The following is a 26,185-nucleotide window of genomic DNA, read 5'->3' on the forward strand; positions in this document are numbered from 1 at the left end:
TCAAGAAGTAATGCATCACCCGAAAAAACCACTACAATACATTATATGATATATGTAAGGAAATAAAAAAAAACGCGCTCCCAGAAACGGAGACGCGAAAACAAAAAACTCTTATCTCAAAAGTATCATGCAATTACTCGAATCAGCTCCTTCCCCTTCAAATATTCATACTTTTCCTGTCAACCAATCTTGGGAATCTGCTATTGACACAGCAAAAGACTTCCTTGAGCAAGCACACGAGCTAGAAATCAAGGCAGGTAGACTCCTGGCAACAGCCAAAGAACAAGCAAAGCGAAAATTCTCAAAACAGCTTGAATATATTGGACTCGACAAACTCCAAACGAATAAATACATCAAAGCCGCAGCAGTAGCGGACGAAATTCCTTCAGAGGTAGCCGTTACTCTTGGACTTCCCCTCCTTCTCCAATTAGGACAGCCAAAAAATCAAGAAGCCTTGGCGGCAATTTCGTCCCGTGACAGCCAAGTTGATGTAGTACTCAAGATAAAGGAATACCAACCTGCACCAGTACCGCGCCCCAAACAAGCAGTTTCTTTTGTCGGTAATCAAAAGGGCGGGGTTGGGAAGTTACGAATCGAAATTCCTGGATGCCCTGAAGCGATTGACCTTGCCAATGATTTTAAAGCTTCTGGGTTGTCTCCTCTCAAATGGCTGCAACAAGTATTGCATCGTCAGGATGAACAAGCCCGTGCTCAAGCTGAATTCAACAACTATATAGATGCACAGGCTGAAGCAGTTGCACCAGAAATAATTCCTATTGCTAATGAAGGTGAGAAGTTAGAACAACTTGGATCGCTCCTAGTATTTACTCCTGGTGGCGTTGATGTTATTGCCTCAGAGCTTGCAGAACTGACTGGAGATGTAGTTTCTCACTCGCAAGATAGTGAGCAGTTGGTTGGACAAAATTCTCAAGAGATTGTAGAACATCCTTACGATTTGAGTACAGCATCGGATTGGGAAGATGTCGAGAAATTGGTTGGGCGAGATTCAGTAAAATTAAAAGCATTGACAGCACAAGCTTCACCAGAGCAATTGCACAAGCTCCATGAGTATTTGGTTGACTATTGTGAGCGCACCCCTGATGCTCTTGCAATGCATGATATCGATTGGGTTCCATTTGCATTATTAGAGCCAGTGCTCAAAGCACTTTCTCTTGAAGTGCAAGATGTGTACGGTGGACTTGCGCTCAATACGTGGTGTCCTGGCTGCACGTTTGTATCCGTAGTTCACTTTGGTAACGACGAGAAAGAATCGTGGGAATTTCTCATGCCGGATGGCAGTCCGATAGAAGCCTACGACAGAGCCGATGTACGTATTACTCAATTTTGAAAGTGTAAGCCTCTGGCAGAATATTCAAGAGAATTTCTTCCTGTCTAGTTAAGCTATTGTTAAAATGTGCTTTTTTCATATGTTGCTAGTGGCGATCGCCCTTGTTATTCTTATTTGGCTGCTCTCTGCCGTTGTTTCTCTTGGTCTGATACCGACCCCATCAGCTCAATAACTTCATCTTTTTGCTTCTGCCCCTCGCTGCGAGGTAGTAACCGTTGGGAGTGTCACTGCTTCATCTAAGCCTTGCTGCTAAAGACAGAAGCGATCGCCATACTTAGGTATCAAGCGCTTGGGGGTATGAAATCAGTTGATGGTGGTAGTAGGTTTTGAACTTGGGATTGGAGTTGGGCGATCGCGCTCCGTGCATTACAAGAATAGCCGCAAGCAACGCCCTCAGTTCAGTACAGTAGCCAGTTAGCGACCAGATGAAAACCAACAGCCAACAAGAGGCAATCATCCGGTAATTGTTAGAGTTTTGGTCATACCACTGACTCCAATAAAGCGTGCGGGTGCTGCCGGGAGCAATTCATCTTTGATTTGAAACGCGATTGCTTCCATAGTTTCTCCAGTTTTTTGACGCAGGGCAAAACAATGGCATTGCAAAGGAGCCACCGTCATAAGAATTTGCTGTATCTGTGCCGCTTATAAAATCATCAGAAGTTTGCCAGTACCGCGTTTGAGTCGTGGGGTGCAGTTATGAAACGGCATGTTTGAGCTAGTCAATAGCTTGGTGCAGCCCTATATGTGCATTATTTGCGCCCCCTACTGCTGTCTGTAAGACTTGTGGCTCTAATATTGTGAGTCCTGTTTCCGGGTGCAAAAATTCTGTAGCCTCAATCAAAGCGAGGAATCAAGGGATGGCGATCGCTCGACTCGGTAGTGGCTCGAGCGCTCGTTGTTAAGGGGCTTTAATGAGGGTTAGTAGTGAAAGCTTTGGTTGTGTTGCAGCGATCGCCCCAAGGTGTGTGGCTTAACGTGTCCAAACAGGGGTGAAGTTGGCACTCTTGTTCGGAGCAATCGCCCCTCTTACTCGTTCATCAGAAACCTTTGCATCCTCTGAGCGCACATCCACCGCCAAAGAGTGAAGGCGTATACACCACGCCTTGTGAGGAGCGCGATCGCCCTTCTTACTCCATCATCAGAAACCTTTGCATCCTCTGAGCGCACATCCACCGCCAAAGAGTGAAGGCGCATACACCACGCCTTGTGAGGAGCGCGATCGCTCTTGCGGGAGCTGACGCAGCCCAAGTAAACCATCGGCTCACATCAGTTGTCACCACATTCTTACCCTTAGCTCCACTGCGTTTCTGTGTTGATAAACAGCCCAGTTGGGTTTGAGCACCACCCCTGAGCAAGTGCCTCCTTCAGTCGGGCGATCGCGGGAGTGCACTGGCTGATCAGTTGCAATTAACTGATAGAGACTGCATGGCATATGGGATCTCGGTGAAAATAAAATGTGCGTGCCGTTGCACTGTCCCCGACAAAATTGGGCAGGCTTGTATCAGGCTTATTCAATTGGCCAACGAGTTATCTTTCTCAGAAGCCTGCCCAATTTTGGTACGTGGAAGACCCCTAACCCGATCAAATATATTTCGACTCAGCCCAAGGATTGATGAGCGTTCCGTTTAGAGAGGCGGAACGCAAGGGCGGCACATTTTATTACTTGGAAAGGCCTATGGGATGGAAGTGCTGAAATATGCAAGTTATTGGGGTGCGATCGCTACTCCTTTGTTGGATGCAACCAGAGCGATCGCTGTGTTCTAAACCTTGGCGTCAAAGTTTAGCTGGGCAAGAAGTACAATTTAAAAAATTTGTAGAACCAAAAATAAGTACAGACCATTAATAGCTGAGGTGAAATCTAAATTGATTGAAGCGTGGTTAAATTCCGGACTGATTATCGCTTCCAGATATCAGGATAAAATCTCGCAACAGAGCATAGCTTCTGCAAAGAGTCTTGGTGAGCGAAGTAGTACAAAAGATTTTCGGTTTTATTCTATGCTGTTTGATGGAATTTCTATTGATGGGACAGTTTCTATTCTAGATATTGGATGCGGTCAAGCAGAGTTATTATCTTTCTTAAAAAACAACTACCCGCACGTGAAAATAGATCGCTATTTAGGACTTGATCTTGTTAAGGAATTTCTAAATGTAGCGCAGTGTAATTATCCAGATTATGAGTTTCAGCTTGGGAATTTTATTTGTGAACAATTCTTACCGAAGCAATCCTTCACTATAGTTATAGCTCTTGGAGTTCTTGTCTCGCGAGTACCATATTATCAAGAGTTTGTCGAACATTTTATTAGGAAAATGGTTCAATGCAGTTCAGGTCATATTTTATTCAATTTGATTAGTGAAGTCGATTTCTCATCACAGAACTACGTTAATTATGAGCAGGTAGGTCACTCGACATGTTTTTCTAGGAAAGCTCTTGAATCCATTCTAGATAAGATTGAAGACATTAATTATCGCATTGTGGAGGCGCGAATTTTCCCAGATGCTACAGATATGTTTGTTCACGTTTTTTGTAGAACCTGTTGAAAAATGTAGACTTTCTATGAAGGATTTGAGTATCCTCTCAATAATTTGGGGTAGGTAAGGTTTAAGTAAATAAAAGAATATAAAAGGTTGAATAACTAGGCGTAAATTGTTGAGTAGATTCTTCCATCCCGAAACCTCGTCCATAGTGCTGGGGAAAACCGGGATAGCGGAAGGATTGCCCAAAGCGGTGTTTGAGCATTTTTTTGGATGGAGGTAGCGATCGCCATCAACGACATGTACATTTAAAATAAGTTTGTAAAGTTTAAGAGTCCTGAAAGCCTTGAAATAACGTACTTATGGTTTGGTTTAGAAAATAATAAAGTCGTAAACTGTCACATGAGTAGGATTTACTCCTTGACAAAAAAGATTAAGTATGGGTTGTGGTTTGAGAGGCATTGAAAGTTTGATTGTTCAACGAGACAGAGCGATCGCACTGTAGGGCTTGAAAAGCGATCGCGCTTCCATACTGACTCTGGATTTTTGATGCAGGACACTCGTAGGGGCAGGGGGGCAAACAATTCAAAATTCAAAATTCAAAATGCAAAATTTAAGAAATAGTTTTAAATTTAATAATTTTGGAAGAAAGCGCCACCATCTTGATTGTGGCGATCTTAGATTAGTGAGGCAGTGCGGTGAGACCAGCACTGCGCTCCTGGTTTCCCTCCGCAGGTGACTGGCGAACCCGGAGGGTCTTGGGGTCTCCCCAACAGGAGCAACTGCCGTGGTGAGTACAATAGACCACGCTCTCGTCAATTTTGAATTTTTAATTTTGAATTTTGAATTGTGTTGACGCAAGACACTCGTAGGGGCATTGCAGGTATGCCGCCATCATAACAAATTGCTGTATCCGTGCTGGTTATAAAATCACGCCTAACGTATGCCAGTAAAGCGTTAGAGTCGAGCGGTGCAGTGGCTGAAAACTTACGCCCAGCATGTTTGAGCTAGTCAATAGTTTGGTGCAGCCTGTAGGGTGCATTACTTGCGCCCCCTACTGTTGTCTAATATTGTGTATTGTGAATTCTGTTAAGGGTGCTCCCAATTCCGTAGCCTCTATCATAAGAGGAATCAAGTGGACCGCGATCGCCGCCGTGTGAAGGACGATCGCGCTCGTTGTTAAGCCGAGAATACTCACACTAAATGTAGGAGCCAGCATCTGTTTCAGATTCTTGCATAAAATTTCCCACCATAGCGCACATCTGGCTGTTCAACACTCATATCTTGCACACAAGCACGGGGAGTTTTGAATGAGTGTTGGAAAGTGCCTACAAAAGTGCGACAACCAAATGGCACGAGAATACGGTTATTATTTTCAAACGTCTGGTCACGATACAAATTCAGGGTAAAATTACGAGCGATAGCAAAAATTTGAGGTAAAGACGTGGTGCGAATTCTAGACGCATCCTCACCCTGAGTAACATCCCGAACAGCCCGGCACTTTGTTTTCTACGCCCCAATAGCCTCGAATACGTTGTGCAAATTCTTGGGCAGTTGGGAGAAGGGATTGTTTATGATTCAGATGGCAAAGGGTTCACAATTGAAGAAATGATGCATCTGCACTCAATAAAATGAACACGATAATTACACCAAATCAAATCCAACTTTCCCCAGGCACAGTGGTGCGAATGCTGGGAACTTGGCACGACTACGAGAGATTGGTGCAACAGTTGGGCGATCGCGCAATTCCACGAATCAAATATCGACCAGGTGAAATACTATTGATGGCTCCTTTACCTGAGCATGGGCGCAAAGCAGGGCTAACCGCCCGAATAGCCACAACTCTACTTGACTACTTAAATCGGCGGTATGAAGAATTTACTCCGATTACCATGAACTTACCCGAAGTTAGGGGGATTGAGCCAGATTATTGCTTCTACATTGAGAATTGGGCAACGGTGGTAGGCAAAGACCGCATCGACTGGCAGAACGACCCTCCGCCTGATTTGGCAATTGAAATTGATATTACAAGTTATACAGATATTAATGATTATTTGCCCTATCGAGTGCCAGAAGTTTGGCTGCTAAAGAATAATCAGCTATTGGTTTACAGATTAGAGAGTGAAAGTTATGTAATCGCACAAAGCAGCTACTTTCCCAACGTTTCAGACATTGTGCAGCAATGTCTCCAAATTGCAAGCGAGCAGACGACAAGTGAGGCGATTAGATGGCTGAGGGACTTTTTGCACAACAACAATAACCATTGAAGGGGGCTGGAAACTTCCCGCACCGCTCTATTTGCTAGTTGTTTACAATTTCCCCCTAGAAAAAGCCGAATGAATAATTTTGGTTTGTAAGGGATGCGATCGCCGGGTGTCGATTAACACGGAAGTTGGGTTCTTACGCACTTTTGGTGAAACTGAAGGACAGATTCGGTTCTAGCCAAAGATGCTTTAGCGCGAATATGGATGCAGTGATTGATTTACGCTGAATCACAAGTGAGAGAAGTGAGAAGATGGAATTTCTATCAGTTAAGAGCTAGAGAGCGGGTAAGCGTAGAAGTACTTGACCTAAAACGCAAGATATGGGTGTTGTTAAAATCGGGAATTTTAGTATTCCGGTTTTATGCGATCGCGCTTAATCAGACCCAAATATTTTACCCAAAATAGGCGTTTTATCCTAACCCACATAATGGGCGTTTTTGTCAACACATATTAGTGGATCGGCTCTCTAGTACTACAACGAGAGATTCAATTTGGTTTGAGCACGAACCTCTGTTCTATCAGTTTTTGAGCGATCGCCCTTTTTTGGAACTAGCGCCTACAACCTTTATTGCTTCGTCAAAGTCTCGTTGTAGTACTAGAAATAGACACGATAATATAGATGCGCTGACAAATCAACGCACCAATTAAATCTTCGTTTACTCTCTAACTCGCCAAGAGGAACCGTCGCTCTAGCAAATCCATTCCTGCTCGTCCGTACATCTGTCGATGGGCGCATCTTCAACCGATTAATCTGCCCCTCTACCTGTCCATTACTGGTTGATAGAGTGATTCCTGCTTTGACCGCATCATAGTCTTCCCGTAGGCTTCGGGCCAAGCGCTCAAAGGGAGCCAGTTGACTTTGCTCGGCTTGTTCTAACCAAGGGTCAAATTGTTTTGACTGCCTTTGCCTGACCAGTTGGGCAAAGTCCTGAGCCAGACGAATAGCATCGGCTAATTCTGCTTGCTGGGTTAAGCGCTGTACAAGCTGTTGCTCCTCGGATTGAAGCGTCTGTGTTTGCCGCAGGATCAGAAACGCCGCTCTTGTTGGTGTGAGCGCAGGGCGAGGAGAGTCCGCCACTGGAGGCAGTCGTCGCCGAGTCGGATACTGGCGTAGTGTCACCCCTTGTGCCTGAGCTAATTGCCGCATATAGCGAGTGACGGTCATGTAGCTACCTTTGTACCCTTGTTTTTGAATTTCGCGAAACAGCACTTTCACCTGCCTACGTCCCTGGTTGTACTGCTGGAGCAGATAGGCTTTGTAGGGATTGAGCAAACTCCTGCCTTTGTCACTGCGTCCTTGTCGTTCAGGAAAGCTGGGGCTGAGCAGATAGCGTTGCACGGTGCGACTACTGAGCTTCACTTTTTGAGCAATTGCTTTCAACGACCAGCCCTGTTGGTGCAATTGCCAAACCTTCTGGTAGGTTTTCAACCGTTTCGCTCGTCGCTGTTGGGCGCGTTGCTGAACATCCGGTTGAGTGGGAGCCTGACTTGCCAGCACCACTACGGCTCCATCTGGCGCATCTGCTAAACGTTGAGCGGTGTCTATGGCTTTTAAAATCGAACCCTGGCTGCTCAGAGCTTGCTCCAACACCTCGGTTAAGTTCTGCAATAAATGGAAGCGGTAGCTACTTGAATGGCAGCTGGTGCCCCTTGACTCATGCCACTCCTATAGGTCGCAGAGCGATCGCGGGAGAGAACCTCGATGCCGGGGTGTTGCTCCAACCACTGCGCTAAGGTGTCTGCTTCGCGATCCTTCAGTAGCGCAATCGGTCGCTGCTGCTCGAGATCCACCAAACAACCCCTAACTGTTTGAGCGACCCAATTGGGGGTAGCGGAAGTCTCGCCAAGCAGCGCAGGATAGTATCTCGACTGAAGGAGTAACCCTGTTTCTGAATCAACCTTGCCCCTGCTGCTCCCCCTAAAGCCAGTCCAGCGTCTTGGATCTGTTGAGTCATCCGGTTGGTTCGACGTGCCCAAGGTGCGACCAGTTGAGGCAACCGTTCGGTAAAGATGCGGCGTTGACAGCCCCGATTGTCGCAGAACAGTTTACGAACCGTGACTTCCAAAGTGACTGCACATTCAGCCCAGTTCAGATCCCGCAAGGTTCGTTCATAGCGGCTATGAACTCGCTGGCTCAACTTTTGGCAGACTGGGCAGGCAGCATGGGGCTGGGTTGAAGTGAGCTTGAGGGTTATATGCCCTGTGGTTGCTTCTACAGCCTCTTGCTCTAGGCTCAGATGCGTTGAATCGGGTAAAAGTTGGCGGATGAGATGTTGAATGAAGTGGGTGCTCTCCTACAAATGTTCTCTATTTCTAGTTTGTCAAAGCTTCACCAAAAATGCGTAAGAACCAATAAATATCGTATAATTCGGAGTAACACAGGTCTTTGCCAAGGAAAGTGGAAACTAGCAACCAAACTGCCAGCAATCAAACAGGTCACTTCCGAAGCGTCTGTGGAACTGTCGGATGCGGCAACGGAACGTATCCGAGCAATGCAATATCTTAGCAGCGCACCAGATCGAGCCAGCTATTCAACTTTCTTCACTTTTTATGCTAACTTCTGTTGCAATTTGAGCCTCAAACACCAGGTTTTATCCTGACTTTAATCCCTCAAACCTTTACTACATTATCCTTACAGCCATTTTCGATTTTGCTCGCTCTAGATCCGACTAATGCATAAGGTTTGAAGGTTAGTGGTGGATGGCGATCACTCCAAGAATTTTTTTGAGTGCTTGTTGCATAACTTTTACTTCTTCATCACTGAGTTGATCGCCGAAATATTCCGCAATTCCTTGTGAATAAATAGCCCACATTTTCTTTTGCATTGCTGCGCCTGCTTCAGTCAAGACAGCGAAGGTTCCCCTCCGATCAGTCAGACAGGGTTCCCGCCGCAATAACTTCTGTTTCTCTAAGCGATCAAGCAAGCGTGTCAGGTTACTGCGGCTCAACAAAACTTGCTCGGCAAGTTCGCTTAACCGTAACCGCTGCTCAGGAGTGTCTTTGAGTGCCCACAACACGTCATACCATTCCAAGGGCGGCAGATTGGCAGCCGATAGCCGTTCCTGAATCTGCTCAATCACCTGGATCTGGGCAGTCAAGAACAGTCGCCAAGTGGAATTTCGCATCTCGTCTAGCTTCTTAGGCATAGGGCAAAAAAACTTTTGTCAAAGTAGTTGCAATTTCAATTATCGCAGATTAGGATAATTTTAGTTGCAAACGCAATTACTTTTTTTCAACTATTGCAAGAGTAATTTTACTCAAGAAGGCACAAATGCAAAAGCAGAATCCTTTCAGAATCATCGCGGTGGTTGGAGCTTCCACACTTGGGCGATCGCTGCCAATGTTGCCAGCAGTTTGTTTGAGGAGGTGTGAGTTTGGTTGAGTTAGCAGGAGTCAGCATAATGCTTGCCACCCTTGCGCTAATAGCGGCCAACCTGTTGCAGTGGCAACCCAGATGGCAACTATCAACGTCTAGTCCAGGGTCAAAAAATGTTAATTGTGACCGTATGCGAAAGTGATTTCTACTCAGGCTCAACCTTGCACCCTTGGATTTTCAGCAGCCATATCTGAGAGCAATTATCAACTTCATTGGCATTACGTTACGGACATTCAATTTGTGAATGCTAACGGACTCAATGCTAGCTTGTGCGAACAATCATTGGTACAAGTATACAAGTACAAGAAACGCTCATAAAATTGGCGATCAATTGGTAAACGTCTAACTCAATTTCGAGGGTGCTTTCTCATTCATCATCGGAGATTTCCATGAAACTATTATTGAACGGTGTCTGGCATTGTGACTTTCAACTTCTTGAAGGAGAGCGGATTCAAACCGGGTCTTTTCGAGATGTCATTTCTGCCGATGGGTCTTCTCGCTTTCAACCTGAACCTGATCGCTATCACCTGTATGTTTCCTTTGCCTGTCCTTTTGCCCATCGCACTATCTTAGCTCGTCAATTGAAGCGATTAGAAAACGTAATTTCGATGTCGGTTCTCAGTCCAGATTGGGGCGATCCGAACGGTTGGATATTTGGCAACTGGGACAATACTACACCGGATACCGTCAATGGTTGTGACTATCTCCATCAGGTGTATATTAAGGCAAAACCAGACTTTACAGGCAGAGTCACGGTTCCTGTCCTGTGGGATAAGAAAACAGGAACAATCGTCAACAATGAGTCTGCAGATATCTTGCGAATGCTGGCGACTGAATTTGATGCATTCGGGAATGACATGCTTGAACTCTATCCCAAACAACTGAAAGCAGAGATTGATCAAATTAATGCATTTGTGTCTGGTCGTATCAATATCGGCGTTTATAAAGTTGGTTTTGCCAGTTCTCAAGCTGATTACGATGTTGCTATCGAGCAGCTATTTGATGCTCTAGATACCATAGAAGCTCGATTAACTGGCAAACAATATTTAGTAAGCGATCGTCTCACTGAAGCTGATATTCGCCTGTTTGTAACTCTGGTTCGGTTCGACGTAGCCTACTACGGAGCCTTGAATTGTAATCTCCGTCATCTCACCGATTATCCAAATCTGTGGAACTACACGCGCCACATTTATCACTTACCCAACGTGGCACAGACAGTGAAATTTGACCACATCAAGCGCCACTATTACGACACTTATGAAGGAATGATTAATCGGCGGATTGTTCCTAAAGGACCACTCCTTGATTGGGATGCTCCTAGCTTGCAAGCCTGCCATTAGGATAGCCCAGTTATTGAACGTGATCGCAGCCAACAAGTCGCTGGGATATTCTGTATTAATTATTTTAATAGCTCTTAATAGCTATGACTCGCTTTCAAAACGTTATGTGAACTCTGATAGATAGTGTTTTAGATGAATTTTTATTCTTTTCAAGTTGCTACCATAAATAATCTGCTAATACTGTATTTAAAATTACATAACTTAATAGCATAAAAGATATAAAAGTAATATTGAATACCTACTATTGAAAATATTTATTCACTTGTAGCTAGGCAAAAAATTTGAGTGTAGCATTAGCAAGACGGAGTTATACTAATATTGCCGTACAACTGTTAAATTTGCTGTATTGTCTTCACTATAAGAACCTTAAGAATTTGGAGATAGCTAAAATAAAAGCTAATAAAACCTCAAAACACTTAATGAAGAAATCAGTGAAAACTGTAAATAAAAACACTTAATATATTTTTACATGCTTGTATGATTAAATACCTAAAAACAATACTTATTTAATAATAAAAAGTTATTTGTAAAATGAAATACATTTTTTAAAATAAGAATTTTAGGTTATTGTTTTGTGTGTAATCAAAATAATGATGTTAAATTTACACGTGCTTGATTTTGAATTGCACAAAAATGTAAATAGTTTAACATCGATTTTAATAGCTAGCCCTGTCAAGGCGACAAAAAATTGCTGACAAAATACACGGTACTTATAGATGAATAATGATTGCAATGGCCTCCATTGACGTGTATTTGTTATGTTTTGAATTTCAACCATTCGCTTCGACTTTCCAAGATTTGACTTCACACGTTTGTTCGAGATCATTTCTCAAGTAATCTCGTACTCCCAAGAAAAAATACAAGTTTCCAATAAAAGGTGCCCGATTTCATACTTGCATTCTGCACCTCCTATTCCAGTTTAGTGCTTAGTTTTCCTAACATACCAAACTGTCTAACGTTTTTAAAGCTAAGAGGACATCATCCATGACACTCAATCTTAGTTTAGCTCGCAATTACGAACCAGAAGATGTCTGGTTGCCTTTTTCCGAGAGCATCCTGGAGTGGGATAGAGATTTTTATCAATTAATGCTAAATGATGAAATCAGAATGATTGCTTATAAAAATGCAATTCAGCAAGTGGTTAAGCCTGGAATGGTTGTTTTGGATCTTGGTACTGGAACAGGAATTTTAGGATTATGGGCTTTGCAAGCAGGTGCAAAATATCTATACGCTATTGATCTAAATTCCGAAATACTTTCTATTGCAATCCAAACATTTGAGCAAGGAAATTTCACTGGAAGATATGAGGTTTTTAACGGTATTTCCTATGATATCAATCTCCCAACACGGGTAGATCTGATTATTTCTGAAATTATGGGAAATATTGGGGACAATGAAGATTTTATACCAATTTTAACAGACGCGCGCCACCGCTTTCTTAAGAAAGAAGGAAGAATGTTGCCGTCTAGAGTATACAGTAAGTTAGTACCAGTAAGCTCTCTCAAAGCTCACCAACAAGTCCAATCAAAAAATGCCAAAAGAATAAATGCAAACTACAGCATAGAAAACATTTTACAAAGATTTGCAATTAAGAGTCCGTTTAGCATTTACTATGATGTGATTATTCCACATACAAGTTACCTCAGTACCCCCCAGGTAGCCAAAGAATTCAAATTAGATGGGAATGATCAACCTGTTTACGAAATCGCTCTCACTTTCACTGTAGAAGTAGATGGTATTTTTACTGGATTCAAAGGAAGTTTTGTTGCCAATCTTTCGGACTCAGTTACTTTAGATATATCAGGATGTGATATTGCATCTCGTACCACTTCCGACAGTTGGAAACACTGCTATTTACCAGTGGAAATTCCAGTGGAGGTAAAGCTTGGTGATGAGATTTACTTACTTTATAGTCGTTCTTATCCCAAATATAGAGATTCACTGTTTCGACAATGTTATAAGTGGAGTGGAACCATCAAACGTCAAGGTCACGTAATCAATGTTTTTCATCAAAGTATGGAAGGTGGGGAGTAGCGAAATATTGAAGCAATATTGAAACTAAGTAAACTGGGAAAATATTTAAAAAAGTAGTTTTTCTATTACTTAAGAAAACGAGTTATTCAACTATTGTTGATTATCTTGAAACTTTTCTAAACCTGCAAATAATTAAGGTAAGTATTGATGGCTAGAAATCAAACAGAATTGATTGATTCATCACTATTTTTAGGAATGCACAGTGTCAACGAAGAAATTAGAATCTCATGTAAAAATTACTTTGTAGGAAGGCTGCAGAAAACAATAGGCATGAGCTTAGAACATGTTGGGGGCTGTGACAATATCATCTGGTTGTATCCAAGGGAATTACAAGATGCTTACTACCCCTTCATGGATACATTGCATACAATTATGAAGATGAACAGGCTTCCGTATGAAGACAATGACATTAAAATAGCTCTGGCTGACTCACAATTACAAGCTTTACCTATGTACGATAGGTTACTGATTGCACTTGCAAAAAGTCGCAAGGAGGTTGTTTATACAGTGAATAAACAGCTCCTTAGCAAAGGTAATTTACCAGTTTGTAATCCGCAATTTTCTCATGAAAAAAGTTTTCCTGATTTCTTGGAACATTTGTATCAAACATCCTTACAACTAAGAATACCAAACAGCCAACTTACGAGTGATTACTACAGCAATCCTAACAGATGAGTGGGTAAAAAAATTGCTCAACAGTATAACAAAACTCAAATAATACGACCTATCTCAATTAAGTATAAGGAAATTTGACATGAATTACAGTAAAAAGCTGTTTCTATATAACCGTAGCATTTTAGATACAGATTCTTACCAAGAACTGCTGGAAATTGAAAATTCATGGATATCTGAAATTTTTGACTCTATTAAAAGTAAAACAAAAATAATTAAATCAAAAACAGAATTTCAAGAAGCATTCGATCACCTCCTTTTGGAAGAACGTAACGCACCTTCAGAAGATGCTGATTATATATCAACTCAGATAAGTTTTGATGAATTTCTGATAATTATCCAGGAGTTTGCTGTTGATGGCCTTACTGAAGCTCAAGCATTTTTCCCTATCATTCCTAGACTTCCTATCACAGCCCAAATGCCTATTTTAAGAGTGTTAATTGATGAATTTGGTTGTGGTAATTTTCAGCAAGCACACTCTAGTCTTTATAATCAGTTGCTGTCTGAGTTAGGACTACCTACCACTATTGAAAGCTATCTAGATATTTTAAATCCTGAAAGCTATGCTTTCTTGAATATATTCTACTGGCTAACAAAGAGAGCGCCAGATGTCGAATATTTTCTAGGGGCTTTAGCATACTTAGAAAGTATGATTCCTTTTGCTTTTAAGTGCTTTGCAAACGCCTGCCAGAGATTCAATATCGTTAACAGTAAATATTATACGGAGCATATTCACATTGACTATTTTCACGCAAAGGATACATTGCGGGCACTATGGGAAGTAGAGACAGCTATTGGTCTTGATTATACAAAAGCCTGGACAGGCGTCCAGATAGCAAGTTTCATTACTGCACAGGCTTTTGATGCCGCTTTAAAAAAAGCAAAAAAAAAATTAGTGGCTCTGTAGTAAGCATCAATAAAAGCTATAAATTGGCTTCTGAGTTGACCTCTATCAAAGCAGATTATAGTTCAGAAAAATTTTCCGTAAAACTTAAAGACCAAGAGTATCTTATTCCTGTAGCTTGCCCCCATCGCGGAGGTAAAATGTACTGTGGCTTTATTAATGAAAAAAAAGGAACTATAGCCTGTCCTTTACATTTCTCCAAATTTGATATTGCCTCAGGCAAAGTCTTAGCAGGGCCTGCATGTGCCTCCCTTGAGGTTATCGAAATACTAAACAATAAATGAGAGAACTAAGAAAATTGATTTTTGTTAAAGCAGTTCTATTCCAGAAGTGCATAAATTAATTGTGTTTGCACTCATTAAGAATACAGAAGAAAGCTTTGTAGTAAGCGATAGAGCTAATCCGACGGGTAGTTAGTGAAAATCTAGAAGATCCTAAATACTGTGATATCTATGCTAGCTTTTGACATTGCGTGGGTACGTGCCCAATTTCCAGCACTTACACAACAAACCAAAGAATCAGCAACTATTTTCTTTGATGGTCCAGGTGGAACACAAACACCTCAACAGGTTATTGATGCTATAAGCGACTATCTGAGATATAAAAACGCCAATACTCACGGTGCGTTTAACAGGAGTGTACGAACTGACGAAATAATTGTCTCAGCTCGTTCTGCAATGGCTCAGTTTCTTGGATGTGACAAAGATGAAGTTGTGTTTGGTTCCAACATGACTTCCCTAACCTTTGCTTTGAGTCGGGCAATTGGTCGTCAGTTGCATTTAGGAGACGAAATCATTGTTACCCGGTTGGATCACGATGCCAACTTCACCCCTTGGCTAGCCCTAGAAGAGCATGGTGTCGTAGTTCGTGTTGTAGATATTCATGTTGAAGATTGCACACTGGATATGACTAATCTGGTACAGCAACTCAATGAGCGTACTCGGCTAGTTGCGGTAGGCTACGCTTCCAATGCTGTCGGAACTATCAACGATGTGGCTGAGGTAGCACGGCTAGCCCATGCTTTTGGTGCAATGGTCTTCGTTGATGCTGTCCATTATGCACCACATGGACCGATTGATGTGCAGACGATTGACTGCGACTTTCTAGTCTGTTCGCCGTACAAGTTCTTCGGACCACATCTGGGTGTTCTCTATGGTAAACGTGAACATCTCACTCGTTTACGTCCTTACAAAGTTCGACCAGCTTCAGATCAGATCCCTGAGTGTTGGGAAACTGGAACACAGAACCACGAGGCAATTGCTGGCACTATAGCTACCATTGACTACATAGCTGAACTAGGTCGCCGTGTTGCTCCCACTGCTATAGATTACCGCAAACAGCTGCTAGCAGCTATGGAAGCGATCCGTCGCTACGAAAGGGAACTTTGTGAGCAGCTGGTTACTGGACTGCTGAAGATTCCTGATTTAACTCTCTATGGTATACGCGATATAGCTGGCTTTGCCTGGCGCACACCAACAATTGGAGTTCGTTTAGCAGGTTATACTCCATGTGAGCTAGCCCAAATATTATCTGAGCGTGGTATCTGCACCTGGGATGGTAACCATTATGCAATCAACCTCACTGAGCGGCTAGGAATTGAATCAAGTGGTGGTCTATTACGCATTGGATTAGTGCACTATAACAGTGCTTTTGAAGTTGAGTTTTTCCTAGAACAACTCTATGAAATTAGCAGTCGTAGGTCTAGATATAGCGTTAAGATAGCTGGGTTAGCTCAATAAGCAGGTTATCAGTCAATACGGTTCAGATCAAATAATTTCCTTACCGATAACCTTTGTAGAGACTAGCAATTGCAATGTCTCTACACATTGGAAAACCCCACAATAACTTTAACTGAACGATATTAGGTTATCAGTACGATTTTGAGAGCAAGTTCATACCAAATAGGAGCAAGGATGACATCGGTTCACGCTAGCAGGTTGCTGTGTATCCTCCTTATCCATCTGGTATTTGGCTACTGATACTGCTTATTGATATCCTGCCGACCCATTTCCTTTCCAAATAAAGTAGGTTGCATGATGCGATCACAAGTTTATTGAGCAGATTTTATTCTGCGAAAACAATATCTCCATTTTGAAGGGATGTTGAGATAAATTTTTTCCTATTTTTCATTTTCAACTACAACTACACCTTCTTTAAGGTTGTAACTTTTTTCAGTTCATGATTCTCTATATTCATCTTATAAAAGACGGAATACAAGAGTTCAATTTCAAAGTTGAAGATACCATTACCTAGTCACAAGGAGAAAAAAAATGACTCAAATAGTATTGATTGACAAAGAAGTCACTAATGAGAAAGAACTCACTATCGCTAGTAATATTATTTGGAAGCTTGAGAAAAATCAATTGACCGATGCTATATTACTGTTTGACAAACTTACAGATAGCAAGAAGTTTCCTAAGGATTGGATTCAAGCAACAGAATATGCCTTGAGGACCGAAGATTGGGCTGCATTATCTGAAAGTTTTATTAGGAAAGAGTTTATCGGATCAGAGGGCTACTTTCTGATCATTGCTCCCCATAAACTTTGTCGGGAACAAGGAGAGACTGTTGAGTTAAGTGCTCTTTTAGGTAAGGTGATACCTATAAATTCAATGCCATTCAAGCAAGTGGAAGAGCAAGCAATCAACGTCTTTGGGAGACTGTTACAACCAATTACAGAAGTAATTCCATGTATATGTCTTTGCTCTTGTAACCACTTTAATTATGAAAATAGTGAAGCCTTCATTGTACCAGAATCATGGGCGATTCCTGGCAGTTTGGAAGGACCAATCATTAACAACATGACGCAACACCGAAAGCGATTTCATCAGCTTGTTCAAAAAAACATTCCTTCTATTTTTGAGCCTGAAACAGCTAACCTCCTATTGGATTCTCTAGCAGATGAAGCTGTAGGTTTACAGCGTCAACACATTGAGTACCAGTACCATGATGCTGGTCATGCAACAGGTTTAGGAATTAGACGTAAAGTACAAGATAACTTGTTGCTTACCTACTGGTGTGCTGCTATCGAGGAATGGAGAGCGGATAGTGTAGAGTTCGATTTAGCACACCGGACACTGCCAATAGAAGAAGTCGGAAAGCTCATAGCTGCAAACTTTTGCCTCCGTTTTGGTATAGATGCTCAACGCTGGGGTGGTAGTGATTTTGATTCTCATGCAACATCCTGTTTGCTGACTCTAGAGTATCTTTTTAGCAGTGGAGCCTTGTGCATTAAACAAGGTCAGCTCGCTCTGCGCAACCCAAATTATCAAAGTTTAGCTAAAGCAGTAGAAATACAGCGTGCAGAAGCTGTCTGTCTGACACAAGAAGAGTTATCTCTTGAACACCTTACAGGGATTGTTGGTCTTTATCAGTCAATTAAAGTGCATAAATCCACTAAAGAGATTTTTCGGGAGTTCGTAATTTTACCCTGTCAATAAATCGGGGCAGATGTTATTTACCTACTTGCATTTAGCGGCTAATAGGAAATTGACTGAACATTTAATTGATTGTGGAGTAACAGCGAGCACCTACGAAACTGTGGAAAACCCAGCTAGTAACAAACTACATGAGGGTAGGCCAGCTTAGCTTAACTCCTGCTCAATTTACTTAATTATCAAAGTATGTGCGATTAAGAATAGTCGCCAAGTTGTATTAGAGAAGATATCAAAGTCTTGTGTCATGTATAAAGAACTGTAACTAATAGTTGCAAGTGTAAATACATAAGATTAGTCTTAATTTAGTTGCAAATGCAATTAGTTTTACTGTAACAACAATTTCATCATACAAACATTACTAGGCAATTCAGCCGTAGTAAGGGTGTATAGCTTACGCGTCTACTGCTTTTCAGTGTTACATGTTATAGATTGCAGGTCGATATTAATCCTATTTGAGCTACGCAACAAGAGTTTGGAACAATGCAAATTCCGAAATTGAAGTTAATCAGCCACAACCTTTGCCCCTATGTTCAGCGAGCGGTGATTGTGTTGCTGGAAAAAGACATTTCTTATCAAAGGGAGTACATCGAGCTTTCAAACAAACCTGCTTGGTTTTTGCAAATTTCACCCCTGGGTAAAGTTCCTGTTCTGCTAGTTGATGATGAAGTATTGTTCGAGTCCGCCGTTATTTGTGAATATCTGGATGAGATTACCTCCGGTTCTCTTCATCCCGCCGATTCGTTCACAAAAGCTAAACACCGTTCTTGGATTGAGTTTGGCTCTAGCATTCTCAATAGCATTGCTGGTTTTTATAACGCAAAGGAACAGAACCTGTTTGAAGCCAAGACACAAGAAATAACTCAAAAGTTTCAAACCTTAGAGGTGCAATTGCTGCAAGGCCCCTTTTTCGGCGGCAAAAATTTTTCACTGGTTGATGCTGTTTATGGACCAATTTTCAGGTACTTCACTGTATTTGAGCAGTACAAAGACTTTGGCTTCTTTTCACAAACTCCTAAAGTTATGACTTGGCGTCTGAGATTACTGGAGCGTTCGTCTGTTGTTAATGCAGTGTTGCCAAACTATCCCCAGCTTTTACATGAGTTCTTGTTAAACAGAGGTTCTTTCCTTTCACAAATTATTCAAGCAGTGTAATCATGAAATTTTTATGAAGTTACTGATTGATGGTGTTTGGTATTCAAAGCTTCCAGAAGGTCTATCTCCTGTGACAAAGTTGACAGGTGCGGCGAAATTCCCACGACCATCGTTACGAAGAATCGAAACTGTGTCGTCTGTAGAATTGGCAGTTACCAAATCAATGTCGCCATCACCGTCCAAATCGCCAGCCCTGACTGAAGGCCCTATACCAGTTGTAAGGCTGACGGGTGCAGTGAAGGTTCCATTCCCATTGTTGCGAAGTACCGAAATTTGATTGCCAGTATCAGGATTGACACTGCTTGGATCTCTTTGGGAGTTTGCCACAACTAAATCCTGATCTCCATCCCCATCCATATCAGCAGCCACTATACCGAAGGGAGCCTGGTTGGCTGGATAATCTGTACGATTGAAAGTCATCTCACTTGACCCCTAAAAAATGGGCAGGCTTGAAACCCATTGATTGATCTGTGAACCGACGAGATATCTCGTCGAAGCCTGCCCATTTTTTCTCGTGTTGGTCTCTCATGGTAGAGCATCCTAGTTAAATATACTCAATTGTACTCCTTTAGATATACGCCATTCATCTTTGATGTAGAATGCGCGATCGCGCTTTGTTGCGGACTGTGGTTTTTCTGATGCATGACACTCGTAGCGGCAGGGAGCAGGGTGCGGGGAGAAAAGGCATGGGGGAAGGGAGCAAGGCGCTGTTTTGATGGGCTCGAGCCTTGAACGAAAAAAGCGCTCGCTCGCGCCCGCAGTTGCAATTGCAATCGAATCGAGTGAATCGTTAAAATAGTAACCCCACGAGATGTGCAACGCCGTAAGTAAATAAAGGTTAAGAGAGTAAAAAAAGGGACTATTCGACCGAGAGAATACGGACGACGATCTCAACCAGAGTCAGAAGCGTTGTCAATAGAAGTGAGGAACTACATTCTATGGCTACCGCATGGCTTCTAGAAAGCGGTAGTCGTGCATCCAACCTTCCTTTTCGTAGTCGCTCAGCACGGCGATCCGACCCGTACTCAAAAACGCCAGCTTGAAAATTTCCCACTGCTCGTCGGTGATCTCACCCACCTGCGAGGTGACGCCTCCCTCCTCCCAGATAATCGTCACTTCTCTGCCTCCGGCAATCTCGAAGTTCCCTAAGCGGGTAACCCGACCGAAATGCCACTCGAACTTAGCCCCGGCTTGTTTAGCCTGAGCCGCCTCGAGCCCCTCGGCGCTGGATTGAAGAGTTTGGTCTCCCTCATTTGCTAATGATTTTTCCTGTGTCATTACTTAGCCTTGCTTTAGTTAATTCTGCCAAAGGGCAATTTTATCTGCGGTTCGAGTTCAACTATTTGATACCACCCACGGCTCATGTCGGGTTTTGTTTTTGGTAACGGGGTGAAATGAGCAGTAGAGCAGAAAGTTACGTTAAAGACATGATGAACCAGTCTCATCTGCCTGCACATAACCCCTATATAGAAGCCAGGAGTCGATGTGCAGGTTAGGCCTTTCCAAGAAATAAAATGCCCCGCCGTATTAAATATATTTTGGCGCCCGCCCAAGTATGAACGGCGCTTTCGCCTCTTAGGCGAAAGCGACGGCGGGGCATTTTATTATTTGGAGATCCCTTAGAGAAGCCCTCATCCCTAAGACTCTAGGTGAGATTTTTGTTTCAAAGCTTAGTAGCGATTACGGGAGCCGCCGTAGCTTCCCCGTCCACCCCCAAAAGAACTCCTATTTTCTTTAGGTTTAGCCTTATTAACTTTCAGGTCACGTTCCATCCACTCAGCACCATCAAGTGCTTCAATTGCAGCTGTTTCTTCCGCATCCGTATCCATTTCCACAAAACCAAAACCGCGTAAACGACCTGTTTCACGGTCAGTAGGTAGTTGAATTCGCTTTACAGAACCATATTCTGCAAAAACGGCATTCAGACTATCTTCTGTAATTTCATAAGAAAGATTGCCTACATAAATTGACATAGATTGTCTCCGAAATCATAATTGTGTAGAGATTGTAGGTTTCGGAGAAAAGTCTGTAAATAACAAAGAGAAAAGCCCATCAATACTAAAAACAAACGCGATCACCGAATTAACTCTCACTTATCAGTATGACATAGCCAACAATTCTCACCTGATAGTTGCAAAAACTGTCATATAAAGTTAGGTAAGCAATTTATAACTAAGTAGAAGTTGGTAAGTTGCAATTTAAGCAGATATCAATCTCCACAAATGTCATATATTTTTAACCAGCTCACTTTTTACAAGACTGTATGCAAATAGATGTCTTGTTTCATAGTTTGAGTACATATCTTAAATACAAAATCAAGTGAACGTTCTATTACCCCTCAACCGCAAACCGCCGCATCATCTCCCGCAACTCCACAGCCTCCCCCTGACGGCGTATAAACGACCTCTTGTGAGGAGTGCGATCGCGCTTTGCTTATGCTGGTCGGTCACGCCTAAGTCTTGCCGCTGCGCTCTGAGCGTTGCTGTTGGGTGCGGTAGCGTTCCCCTGCCTGTCCCCGCTAAAAAATTAGAGTTGCAATAGCGCTTTACAGGGTTTTCGTATGATTAGAAGGATTATAGGGAAACGGCAGGAGATCAACCGTTTCCACGGTTGGAGTATTTTTGAACAAGCCGCGCATACAATGTCACAAGCCGTCTGTATGCCTTTATAGAAGCTGTATGCGCTTGTTGTGCCTGTATGTACAAGCAAAAGAGTTCAGTCTTACTCTTTTCTCTAGTGTTAATGAGTACAACTAAGTCGCAGACTTGTGTATGGTACTTTTGAAAGTTACAGTACTCTGTGATAAACTCAATAAACTCACGAGAAACATAACTAATATCTTGACAGCAGTTGAAACACATAAGTAATTTAGGGAGCAAGGATTGTTACAAACTAACAACCCTTGTTCCCTAAAACATCTTTCGTCAGAGACAGTACAAAATAAGGTTTTCTGTAAATCTAGCTACATTTGACACCGTCTTTTGGCTTCCTTGCCCAAAGACGGTGTGATCAAATCCTTCCTCAAGTGGTTTATATGGGTTGTAGTTTGACAGGCATTGAAAGTTTGATTGTTCGACCAGACACAGCGATCGCCCTGTAGGGCAGGGCTACCTTGTGTGGTAATCGCTTTGCGAGGCGGCAAAATGCTGACGATAATCCTATATGTGCCAGTGACTTTAAGAGTTTATTTTAAATGTACGCCATCTGATCGCTACTGTTGGTTTGGAGTGAGTAACCAGTTTGCTACCAGGTGAACACCAACAGCCCAGAAGAGGCAATCATCCGGTAATTGTTGAGTTTTGGTCATACCACTAACCCCATCGGGAGCGGCGGGTGCCGGCATCCCCTGGCGCGATCGCGCTTTGTTGCGGACTGTGGTTTTTCTGATGCGGGACACGTGCCATGATTGTTTTAGACCTTTTGTAGGGGTAGTGGGCACGTAGCAGCAAAAAACGGCAAAGTAGTACAATTGTGCTTTTCTAAAGACCTTCAAACCTGTATTCAGTAGTTCCAGTAGAGTCGCTTCTTTCATCAAACTGGATAATCTGTCATCGACAGAAGCTAGAGCCGAAATGCTGGCTGGATAAAACTTTTAATCTGACGCAAGCCGTTTTTAGTCGCTTCGTGCCCATTACCCCTATCTGGAATAAACAGGATAAGAAAGAATTCGTCCAAATCAAAATGGGTGCGGATGCCGTAGCTAGGGCTGACCTACGCTAAAATTAAAACGGTTTAATCAAGGCATGAGTAGGGAATTGAACAATGGCAACAGAGACAGTGACTCTTCAAATCCCAGAAATACTCTATCAGCGTTTAGTCAATACTGCCCACGCGCAACGTCGCCCCATTGAAGAGGTAATAGTTCATGCTTTGCAAGTAGGTAGTCCTCCGGAATGGGATGATGTACCAGAGGAATTCCAAGCTGACCTTGCGGCTTTAGATAAACTAGATGACAATAGCTTGTGGCAAATTGTCCGCAGTCGCAAAACAGCAGAGCAAATGGAGCGATACAACTTTCTGCTAGAGCGTAACTCTAGTGGTAACATTACAGATGCAGAACAATTGGAACTAATAAAACTGCGTCACGAAGCTGACTGTTTTATGCTTTGTAAAGCCCAAGCTGCTGTGTTACTCCGTTGGCGAGGACATCATGTGCCGACTCCTTAAATAGTTGTGTCTAAATATATTCCTGAAAGCTTACGAAATCAAATAGCTGCTAGCGATAAAGGACGTTGCTGTTATTGCTTAACTACTGAAGCCAATAGCGGCATTCCCATGACCCATGACCATATTCAACCCCGCTCAAAAGGTGGAGAAACTACCTTTGAAAATCTTTGTTTGGCTTGTCGATCTTGCAATGAATTTAAAGCTGATTCAACCGAAGCTATAGACCCTTTAACTGGGGAAACAACACCCCTGTTTAATCCGCGTACACAGAGATGGTCTGACCATTTTACTTGGAGTTCTGATGCTACAAAAGTTGAAGGTTTAACTACTATTGGTAGGGCTACAATTGTTTGCCTGCGAATGAATAATCCAGTAATAGTTGTTGCACGACGACGTTGGACAATTAGTGGTTGGCATCCTCCTGATGATTGACCAGAATAAAATTTAGGTGTAGGGTACGCTAATTCCGAATAATATCAAATTTAGAATAATAGGCTTATTTTAACATTTATACTTTTGTGAAGCCGAAAGTCTTTGTGTTGGGTTGTGCTTACCTACACACAGAAAAATCAACTTAAACTAAAATCAAAATGACTTGCTCGCTTTACTGGTGGATATTGTGAACATGTTTGAATTTCAGCAAAGGGCTAGCCGATGAGCGAAGTAGATATCCTGGGGATTGATTTAGGGACAACCAATTCTGCGATCGCACTGTAGGGCTACCTTGCGCGGTAATCGCTTTGCTCCCATACTGACCGCACTTGCATCGAAAGTATATTAATAAAAAAAACCCGCTCGTCGTTTTTCCAGGTAAGCACGGAAGTAGCCTCATACAGATAGTACTAGCACGATCGCGCCTATGCCCAACCCCTTAGTAGATTGATCGGTCGTGGTGAAGCGATTTTAAAAAGTCAGCGTACGCTCAAGGCATCAAGATTCGCTGATTGTAATATGGGAATATATAAGGAAATGCTTATACTGAACCACAATCAATTTCTTGTGTCCTTTTGGGAATATTTCTGCATTGAGCTTTTGTTGCAATTGATGAATTAGCTAGCAAAGAGACGAATCTTTTTCGGAACTAGCTATTAAGGAGCTGTATTTAACTATATACCGAATCATCTATACAGAAACTGGGGCATTGAATCTATGAAGCCCCATGCAAATATCTCTAAACTGCTCCTGAGTTTGTAACAAGGGAGCAGTTTTGTATTCACACTCAGCAACGCCTTGCCGATTCCATGTATTCCGCGCCAAGGTGGAATCAATGATTGTAGCTCTTGATTCTACAAAAATACCCTTTGGTGTATGCAGGACTGTTGTGCCATTCGACTATCATGCTAGATTATCAGACTATATAGGTGTTGAGCCGAAAATTACAAACATCTCGGCTCAACACCATATTTGGGTTTGGTGGGTTCAGAACGATTCACGATTGGAAAGAACAAGAAATCTAAATAACTATTAACTAATGTCCTAAAAAGATGGATACCACCACCCTACGGCAACTTGTTTGGAAACCTGAAGAGAGTGCAAAGCTTGACTTCAAGATTGAACTGTACAAAATTCATGAGCCTAAACCTAAAACTCAGTCTGATATTCAGGAATGGGCGAAGGCGAAAGAGCAGCAATGGGCAGAGTTGATAAAAGATGTTATAGCACTTGCTAATGGTAATACTGGAACTGCTGCACAAACAGGATATCTTGTTGTAGGTGCTGATGATAAGTTGAAAGCTGACGGTACTCCAACTCTACGTGATGTTGGAAATGCAATGCCTACACGAAAGGAGATTCTTCAGAAAATAAATTCGTATTGCCAACCCCAGCTTCCTGATATTCAATGTGAAGAAGTTGTAGTAGATGGCGTAAAATTATTCGTTGTTTCTATTCCACCATCTCCTTATTTACATAGGCTCTCTAAACAATTGAAAACACTTAAAAAAGAATATTCTCCTTATACAGTTCTAATTCGTCGTGGAGATGGAGAAGAAACATACGAAGCCTCTCCCGAAGAGCAAATAGCCATTGAGAAAGAGAAACAATCAATCCAGTTAGGGACTCGTATCAAAGATAGAAAACGTTTAATAATTACTTTGTTTACTACTTTAACCGTAGGACTTATATTTTTTGGAATTATCTCAAATTATATAAATCAAACCTCCGATACTATCCAAGTTAGCTCAGTCAAAACAATTGAAGATAGTAAAACTGAGATTCGTGAGTTTGGTGGTGGGCAAGGGATTATCTCAGTCTATTGGGAAGTGTTTTTATCTAATCTGGGGGATAGTGACTTATCTGTAATCAATTACAAGGTTATTCAAGTAGGAAAAGATTTTCCAGCAAATTGGTATACAGACATGGATCAAGGCTTATATCTGTTTGAAAATGGAGAAGCTAAAAGATTGGAATTACCTATAAATATTCCTGCTGGAAGCACACAAAGAATTTTCGTGCGGCTCGGATTAATGATGACTCCAGAAGTATCTAAGTTAGTAAAAGAAAAATTTGTAAAATCGTCAAAATCTGATGTTACTCTTAAAACTATTTGGCGTTTTTTATATACAAAAGGAACTGATTTTTATGGCAATAAAGTAACGACACAAGTTGTAGACAGTGCGGGAAGAATCATATCAAGATTTCCTAGTTTGGAGGATGTACGTGAACAAACATTTGTCGTCTGTTTTACAACTTCACGTGGAGAATCCATAAATAAATCGTTATCTTGGTATAAGTTTGGTGGTGTTTATGATCCAAGTCGATACCGATAGTGCGCTCGTCATAAATCCATAAGCTGCTCTCTTGTTCCCTCTCCCTAGTAATGATTCTCATTATGATTAATTGTATATTTTATTTTCTGGAAGTCCCCTAACGAAAAACAGCGACTTCGCCGCCGTTTGATAACTGATAACTGAATCAGCCAGATCATCTCGCTGATGTTGCGATCGCCCTCCTTATACCAATTCTTTATGGCATTGCACCGAGATGGCTGTAAAAACCTGCAAGATGCCCTCAAAAGGCT

The 26,185-nt window shown here is 42.1% G+C and carries 30 protein-coding genes and 1 pseudogene; 18 read left to right on the top strand and 13 right to left on the bottom strand.

What is annotated here, in order from left to right; translation table 11 throughout:
• Positions 1 to 127 precede the first annotated feature (127 nt).
• Complete coding sequence (locus FIS9605_RS0131240) at positions 128 to 1,348, top strand: hypothetical protein (RefSeq protein ID WP_026736055.1); 1,221 nt, start codon at positions 128 to 130, stop codon at positions 1,346 to 1,348.
• Positions 1,349 to 1,622: 274 nt separating this feature from the next.
• On the opposite strand, the gene FIS9605_RS0131245 is transcribed toward FIS9605_RS0131240, so the two are convergent.
• The 3 genes from FIS9605_RS0131245 to FIS9605_RS43400 all read right to left on the bottom strand — a co-directional run bounded on the left by FIS9605_RS0131245 (position 1,623) and on the right by FIS9605_RS43400 (position 2,605).
• Entirely contained in the window at positions 1,623 to 1,805 is a 183-nt protein-coding gene (locus FIS9605_RS0131245) for a hypothetical protein (RefSeq protein WP_026736056.1), read from the bottom strand.
• Positions 1,802 to 1,966 carry a hypothetical protein gene (locus FIS9605_RS43395; RefSeq protein WP_155960612.1) on the bottom strand — a complete coding sequence of 55 codons (165 nt, stop codon included), beginning with the start codon at positions 1,964 to 1,966 and terminating at the stop codon, positions 1,802 to 1,804. The genes FIS9605_RS0131245 and FIS9605_RS43395 overlap by 4 nt, the downstream gene beginning before the upstream one ends.
• A 408-nt stretch (positions 1,967 to 2,374) precedes the next feature.
• Positions 2,375 to 2,605 (bottom strand): hypothetical protein, encoded by a 231-nt coding sequence (locus FIS9605_RS43400; protein WP_155960613.1) that lies wholly within the window; start codon positions 2,603 to 2,605, stop codon positions 2,375 to 2,377.
• Positions 2,606 to 3,044: 439 nt separating this feature from the next.
• On the opposite strand from FIS9605_RS43400, the gene FIS9605_RS43405 reads away from it, so the two are divergent.
• On the top strand, positions 3,045 to 3,191 hold the full coding sequence (locus tag FIS9605_RS43405) for a hypothetical protein (protein WP_155960614.1): 147 nt from the start codon (positions 3,045 to 3,047) through the stop codon (positions 3,189 to 3,191).
• A gap of 8 nt (positions 3,192 to 3,199) precedes the next feature.
• Positions 3,200 to 3,886 (top strand): class I SAM-dependent methyltransferase, encoded by a 687-nt coding sequence (locus FIS9605_RS38910; protein WP_035140481.1) that lies wholly within the window; start codon positions 3,200 to 3,202, stop codon positions 3,884 to 3,886.
• 95 nt (positions 3,887 to 3,981) lie between these two features.
• On the opposite strand, the gene FIS9605_RS44515 is transcribed toward FIS9605_RS38910, so the two are convergent.
• Positions 3,982 to 4,128 (bottom strand): hypothetical protein, encoded by a 147-nt coding sequence (locus FIS9605_RS44515; RefSeq protein WP_197036192.1) that lies wholly within the window; start codon positions 4,126 to 4,128, stop codon positions 3,982 to 3,984.
• Between the two features lie 125 nt (positions 4,129 to 4,253).
• Positions 4,254 to 4,409 (bottom strand): hypothetical protein, encoded by a 156-nt coding sequence (locus tag FIS9605_RS44520; RefSeq protein WP_197036193.1) that lies wholly within the window; start codon positions 4,407 to 4,409, stop codon positions 4,254 to 4,256.
• Between the two features lie 1,042 nt (positions 4,410 to 5,451).
• Here FIS9605_RS44520 and FIS9605_RS0131270 point away from each other — a divergent pair.
• Positions 5,452 to 6,087, top strand: coding sequence for a Uma2 family endonuclease (locus FIS9605_RS0131270; protein ID WP_026736057.1), 636 nt, complete (start codon positions 5,452 to 5,454; stop codon positions 6,085 to 6,087).
• A 592-nt stretch (positions 6,088 to 6,679) separates the two neighbouring features.
• On the opposite strand, the gene FIS9605_RS44525 is transcribed toward FIS9605_RS0131270, so the two are convergent.
• The 4 genes from FIS9605_RS44525 to FIS9605_RS0131280 form a co-directional block, all read right to left on the bottom strand.
• The gene (locus FIS9605_RS44525; protein WP_197036194.1) at positions 6,680 to 7,675 is read right to left on the bottom strand and encodes a transposase; all 996 of its coding nucleotides are present in this window, start codon (positions 7,673 to 7,675) and stop codon (positions 6,680 to 6,682) included.
• A 5-nt stretch (positions 7,676 to 7,680) separates the two neighbouring features.
• A complete protein-coding gene (locus FIS9605_RS44530; protein ID WP_197036195.1) occupies positions 7,681 to 7,875 on the bottom strand; it encodes a transposase in 195 nt (64 codons plus the stop codon).
• On the bottom strand, positions 7,839 to 8,222 hold the full coding sequence (locus FIS9605_RS44535; protein ID WP_197036196.1) for a transposase family protein: 384 nt from the start codon (positions 8,220 to 8,222) through the stop codon (positions 7,839 to 7,841). The genes FIS9605_RS44530 and FIS9605_RS44535 overlap by 37 nt, the downstream gene beginning before the upstream one ends.
• A gap of 552 nt (positions 8,223 to 8,774) precedes the next feature.
• Positions 8,775 to 9,230 carry a MarR family winged helix-turn-helix transcriptional regulator gene (locus FIS9605_RS0131280; RefSeq protein ID WP_082209913.1) on the bottom strand — a complete coding sequence of 152 codons (456 nt, stop codon included), beginning with the start codon at positions 9,228 to 9,230 and terminating at the stop codon, positions 8,775 to 8,777.
• Positions 9,231 to 9,294: 64 nt separating this feature from the next.
• Between FIS9605_RS0131280 and FIS9605_RS43410 the strand changes: the two genes are divergently transcribed.
• The 10 genes and pseudogenes from FIS9605_RS43410 (at position 9,295) to FIS9605_RS0131330 (ending at position 18,999) form a co-directional block, all read left to right on the top strand.
• A complete protein-coding gene (locus tag FIS9605_RS43410; protein ID WP_155960615.1) occupies positions 9,295 to 9,456 on the top strand; it encodes a hypothetical protein in 162 nt (53 codons plus the stop codon).
• Positions 9,457 to 9,849: 393 nt separating this feature from the next.
• Positions 9,850 to 10,800, top strand: a complete 951-nt coding sequence (locus tag FIS9605_RS0131290) for a glutathione S-transferase family protein (protein ID WP_035140483.1) — start codon at positions 9,850 to 9,852, stop codon at positions 10,798 to 10,800.
• 984 nt (positions 10,801 to 11,784) lie between these two features.
• Entirely contained in the window at positions 11,785 to 12,834 is a 1,050-nt protein-coding gene (locus FIS9605_RS38925; RefSeq protein WP_051470210.1) for a 50S ribosomal protein L11 methyltransferase, read from the top strand.
• A 147-nt stretch (positions 12,835 to 12,981) separates the two neighbouring features.
• The gene (locus FIS9605_RS0131300; RefSeq protein WP_026736060.1) at positions 12,982 to 13,509 is read left to right on the top strand and encodes a DUF6190 family protein; all 528 of its coding nucleotides are present in this window, start codon (positions 12,982 to 12,984) and stop codon (positions 13,507 to 13,509) included.
• A gap of 79 nt (positions 13,510 to 13,588) precedes the next feature.
• Positions 13,589 to 14,413: an iron-containing redox enzyme family protein gene (locus FIS9605_RS0131305; RefSeq protein ID WP_026736061.1), complete on the top strand. Its 825-nt coding sequence runs from the start codon at positions 13,589 to 13,591 to the stop codon at positions 14,411 to 14,413.
• Between the two features lie 23 nt (positions 14,414 to 14,436).
• Positions 14,437 to 14,694 carry a Rieske (2Fe-2S) protein gene (locus FIS9605_RS0131310; RefSeq protein ID WP_051470211.1) on the top strand — a complete coding sequence of 86 codons (258 nt, stop codon included), beginning with the start codon at positions 14,437 to 14,439 and terminating at the stop codon, positions 14,692 to 14,694.
• Positions 14,695 to 14,862: 168 nt separating this feature from the next.
• A complete protein-coding gene (locus FIS9605_RS0131315) occupies positions 14,863 to 16,149 on the top strand; it encodes a cysteine desulfurase-like protein (RefSeq protein ID WP_026736063.1) in 1,287 nt (428 codons plus the stop codon).
• 531 nt (positions 16,150 to 16,680) lie between these two features.
• Positions 16,681 to 17,850, top strand: coding sequence for a DUF6014 family protein (locus FIS9605_RS0131320; protein ID WP_051470212.1), 1,170 nt, complete (start codon positions 16,681 to 16,683; stop codon positions 17,848 to 17,850).
• Positions 17,851 to 17,857: 7 nt separating this feature from the next.
• Positions 17,858 to 17,977, top strand: a pseudogene (locus tag FIS9605_RS43415) (alanine dehydrogenase); the annotation flags it as partial.
• 350 nt (positions 17,978 to 18,327) lie between these two features.
• Positions 18,328 to 18,999 carry a glutathione S-transferase family protein gene (locus FIS9605_RS0131330; RefSeq protein ID WP_026736065.1) on the top strand — a complete coding sequence of 224 codons (672 nt, stop codon included), beginning with the start codon at positions 18,328 to 18,330 and terminating at the stop codon, positions 18,997 to 18,999.
• Here the strand turns inward: FIS9605_RS0131330 and FIS9605_RS0131335 are convergent, their stop codons facing one another.
• The 3 genes from FIS9605_RS0131335 to FIS9605_RS0131345 all read right to left on the bottom strand — a co-directional run bounded on the left by FIS9605_RS0131335 (position 19,000) and on the right by FIS9605_RS0131345 (position 20,972).
• Entirely contained in the window at positions 19,000 to 19,419 is a 420-nt protein-coding gene (locus tag FIS9605_RS0131335; protein ID WP_026736066.1) for an FG-GAP-like repeat-containing protein, read from the bottom strand. It lies immediately after the preceding gene.
• Positions 19,420 to 19,941: 522 nt separating this feature from the next.
• The gene (locus FIS9605_RS0131340; RefSeq protein WP_026736067.1) at positions 19,942 to 20,277 is read right to left on the bottom strand and encodes a hypothetical protein; all 336 of its coding nucleotides are present in this window, start codon (positions 20,275 to 20,277) and stop codon (positions 19,942 to 19,944) included.
• A gap of 392 nt (positions 20,278 to 20,669) precedes the next feature.
• The gene (locus FIS9605_RS0131345; protein ID WP_026736068.1) at positions 20,670 to 20,972 is read right to left on the bottom strand and encodes an RNA recognition motif domain-containing protein; all 303 of its coding nucleotides are present in this window, start codon (positions 20,970 to 20,972) and stop codon (positions 20,670 to 20,672) included.
• A 346-nt stretch (positions 20,973 to 21,318) separates the two neighbouring features.
• On the opposite strand from FIS9605_RS0131345, the gene FIS9605_RS43420 reads away from it, so the two are divergent.
• Positions 21,319 to 21,540 (top strand): hypothetical protein, encoded by a 222-nt coding sequence (locus tag FIS9605_RS43420; protein WP_155960616.1) that lies wholly within the window; start codon positions 21,319 to 21,321, stop codon positions 21,538 to 21,540.
• Between the two features lie 670 nt (positions 21,541 to 22,210).
• Here the strand turns inward: FIS9605_RS43420 and FIS9605_RS0131350 are convergent.
• Complete coding sequence (locus FIS9605_RS0131350; protein WP_026736069.1) at positions 22,211 to 22,531, bottom strand: hypothetical protein; 321 nt, start codon at positions 22,529 to 22,531, stop codon at positions 22,211 to 22,213.
• A 230-nt stretch (positions 22,532 to 22,761) separates the two neighbouring features.
• Between FIS9605_RS0131350 and FIS9605_RS0131355 the strand changes: the two genes are divergently transcribed.
• The 3 genes from FIS9605_RS0131355 to FIS9605_RS0131365 all read left to right on the top strand — a co-directional run bounded on the left by FIS9605_RS0131355 (position 22,762) and on the right by FIS9605_RS0131365 (position 25,934).
• Positions 22,762 to 23,166 carry a hypothetical protein gene (locus tag FIS9605_RS0131355; protein ID WP_026736070.1) on the top strand — a complete coding sequence of 135 codons (405 nt, stop codon included), beginning with the start codon at positions 22,762 to 22,764 and terminating at the stop codon, positions 23,164 to 23,166.
• Positions 23,167 to 23,172: 6 nt separating this feature from the next.
• Positions 23,173 to 23,598 (top strand): HNH endonuclease, encoded by a 426-nt coding sequence (locus FIS9605_RS0131360; RefSeq protein ID WP_026736071.1) that lies wholly within the window; start codon positions 23,173 to 23,175, stop codon positions 23,596 to 23,598.
• Positions 23,599 to 24,650: 1,052 nt separating this feature from the next.
• Positions 24,651 to 25,934 carry an AlbA family DNA-binding domain-containing protein gene (locus FIS9605_RS0131365; RefSeq protein WP_026736072.1) on the top strand — a complete coding sequence of 428 codons (1,284 nt, stop codon included), beginning with the start codon at positions 24,651 to 24,653 and terminating at the stop codon, positions 25,932 to 25,934.
• Positions 25,935 to 26,185 lie beyond the last annotated feature (251 nt).

The sequence above is a fragment of the Fischerella sp. PCC 9605 genome, assembly GCF_000517105.1.
In the GTDB taxonomy this organism is placed as follows: Bacteria; Cyanobacteriota; Cyanobacteriia; order Cyanobacteriales; family Nostocaceae; genus PCC9605.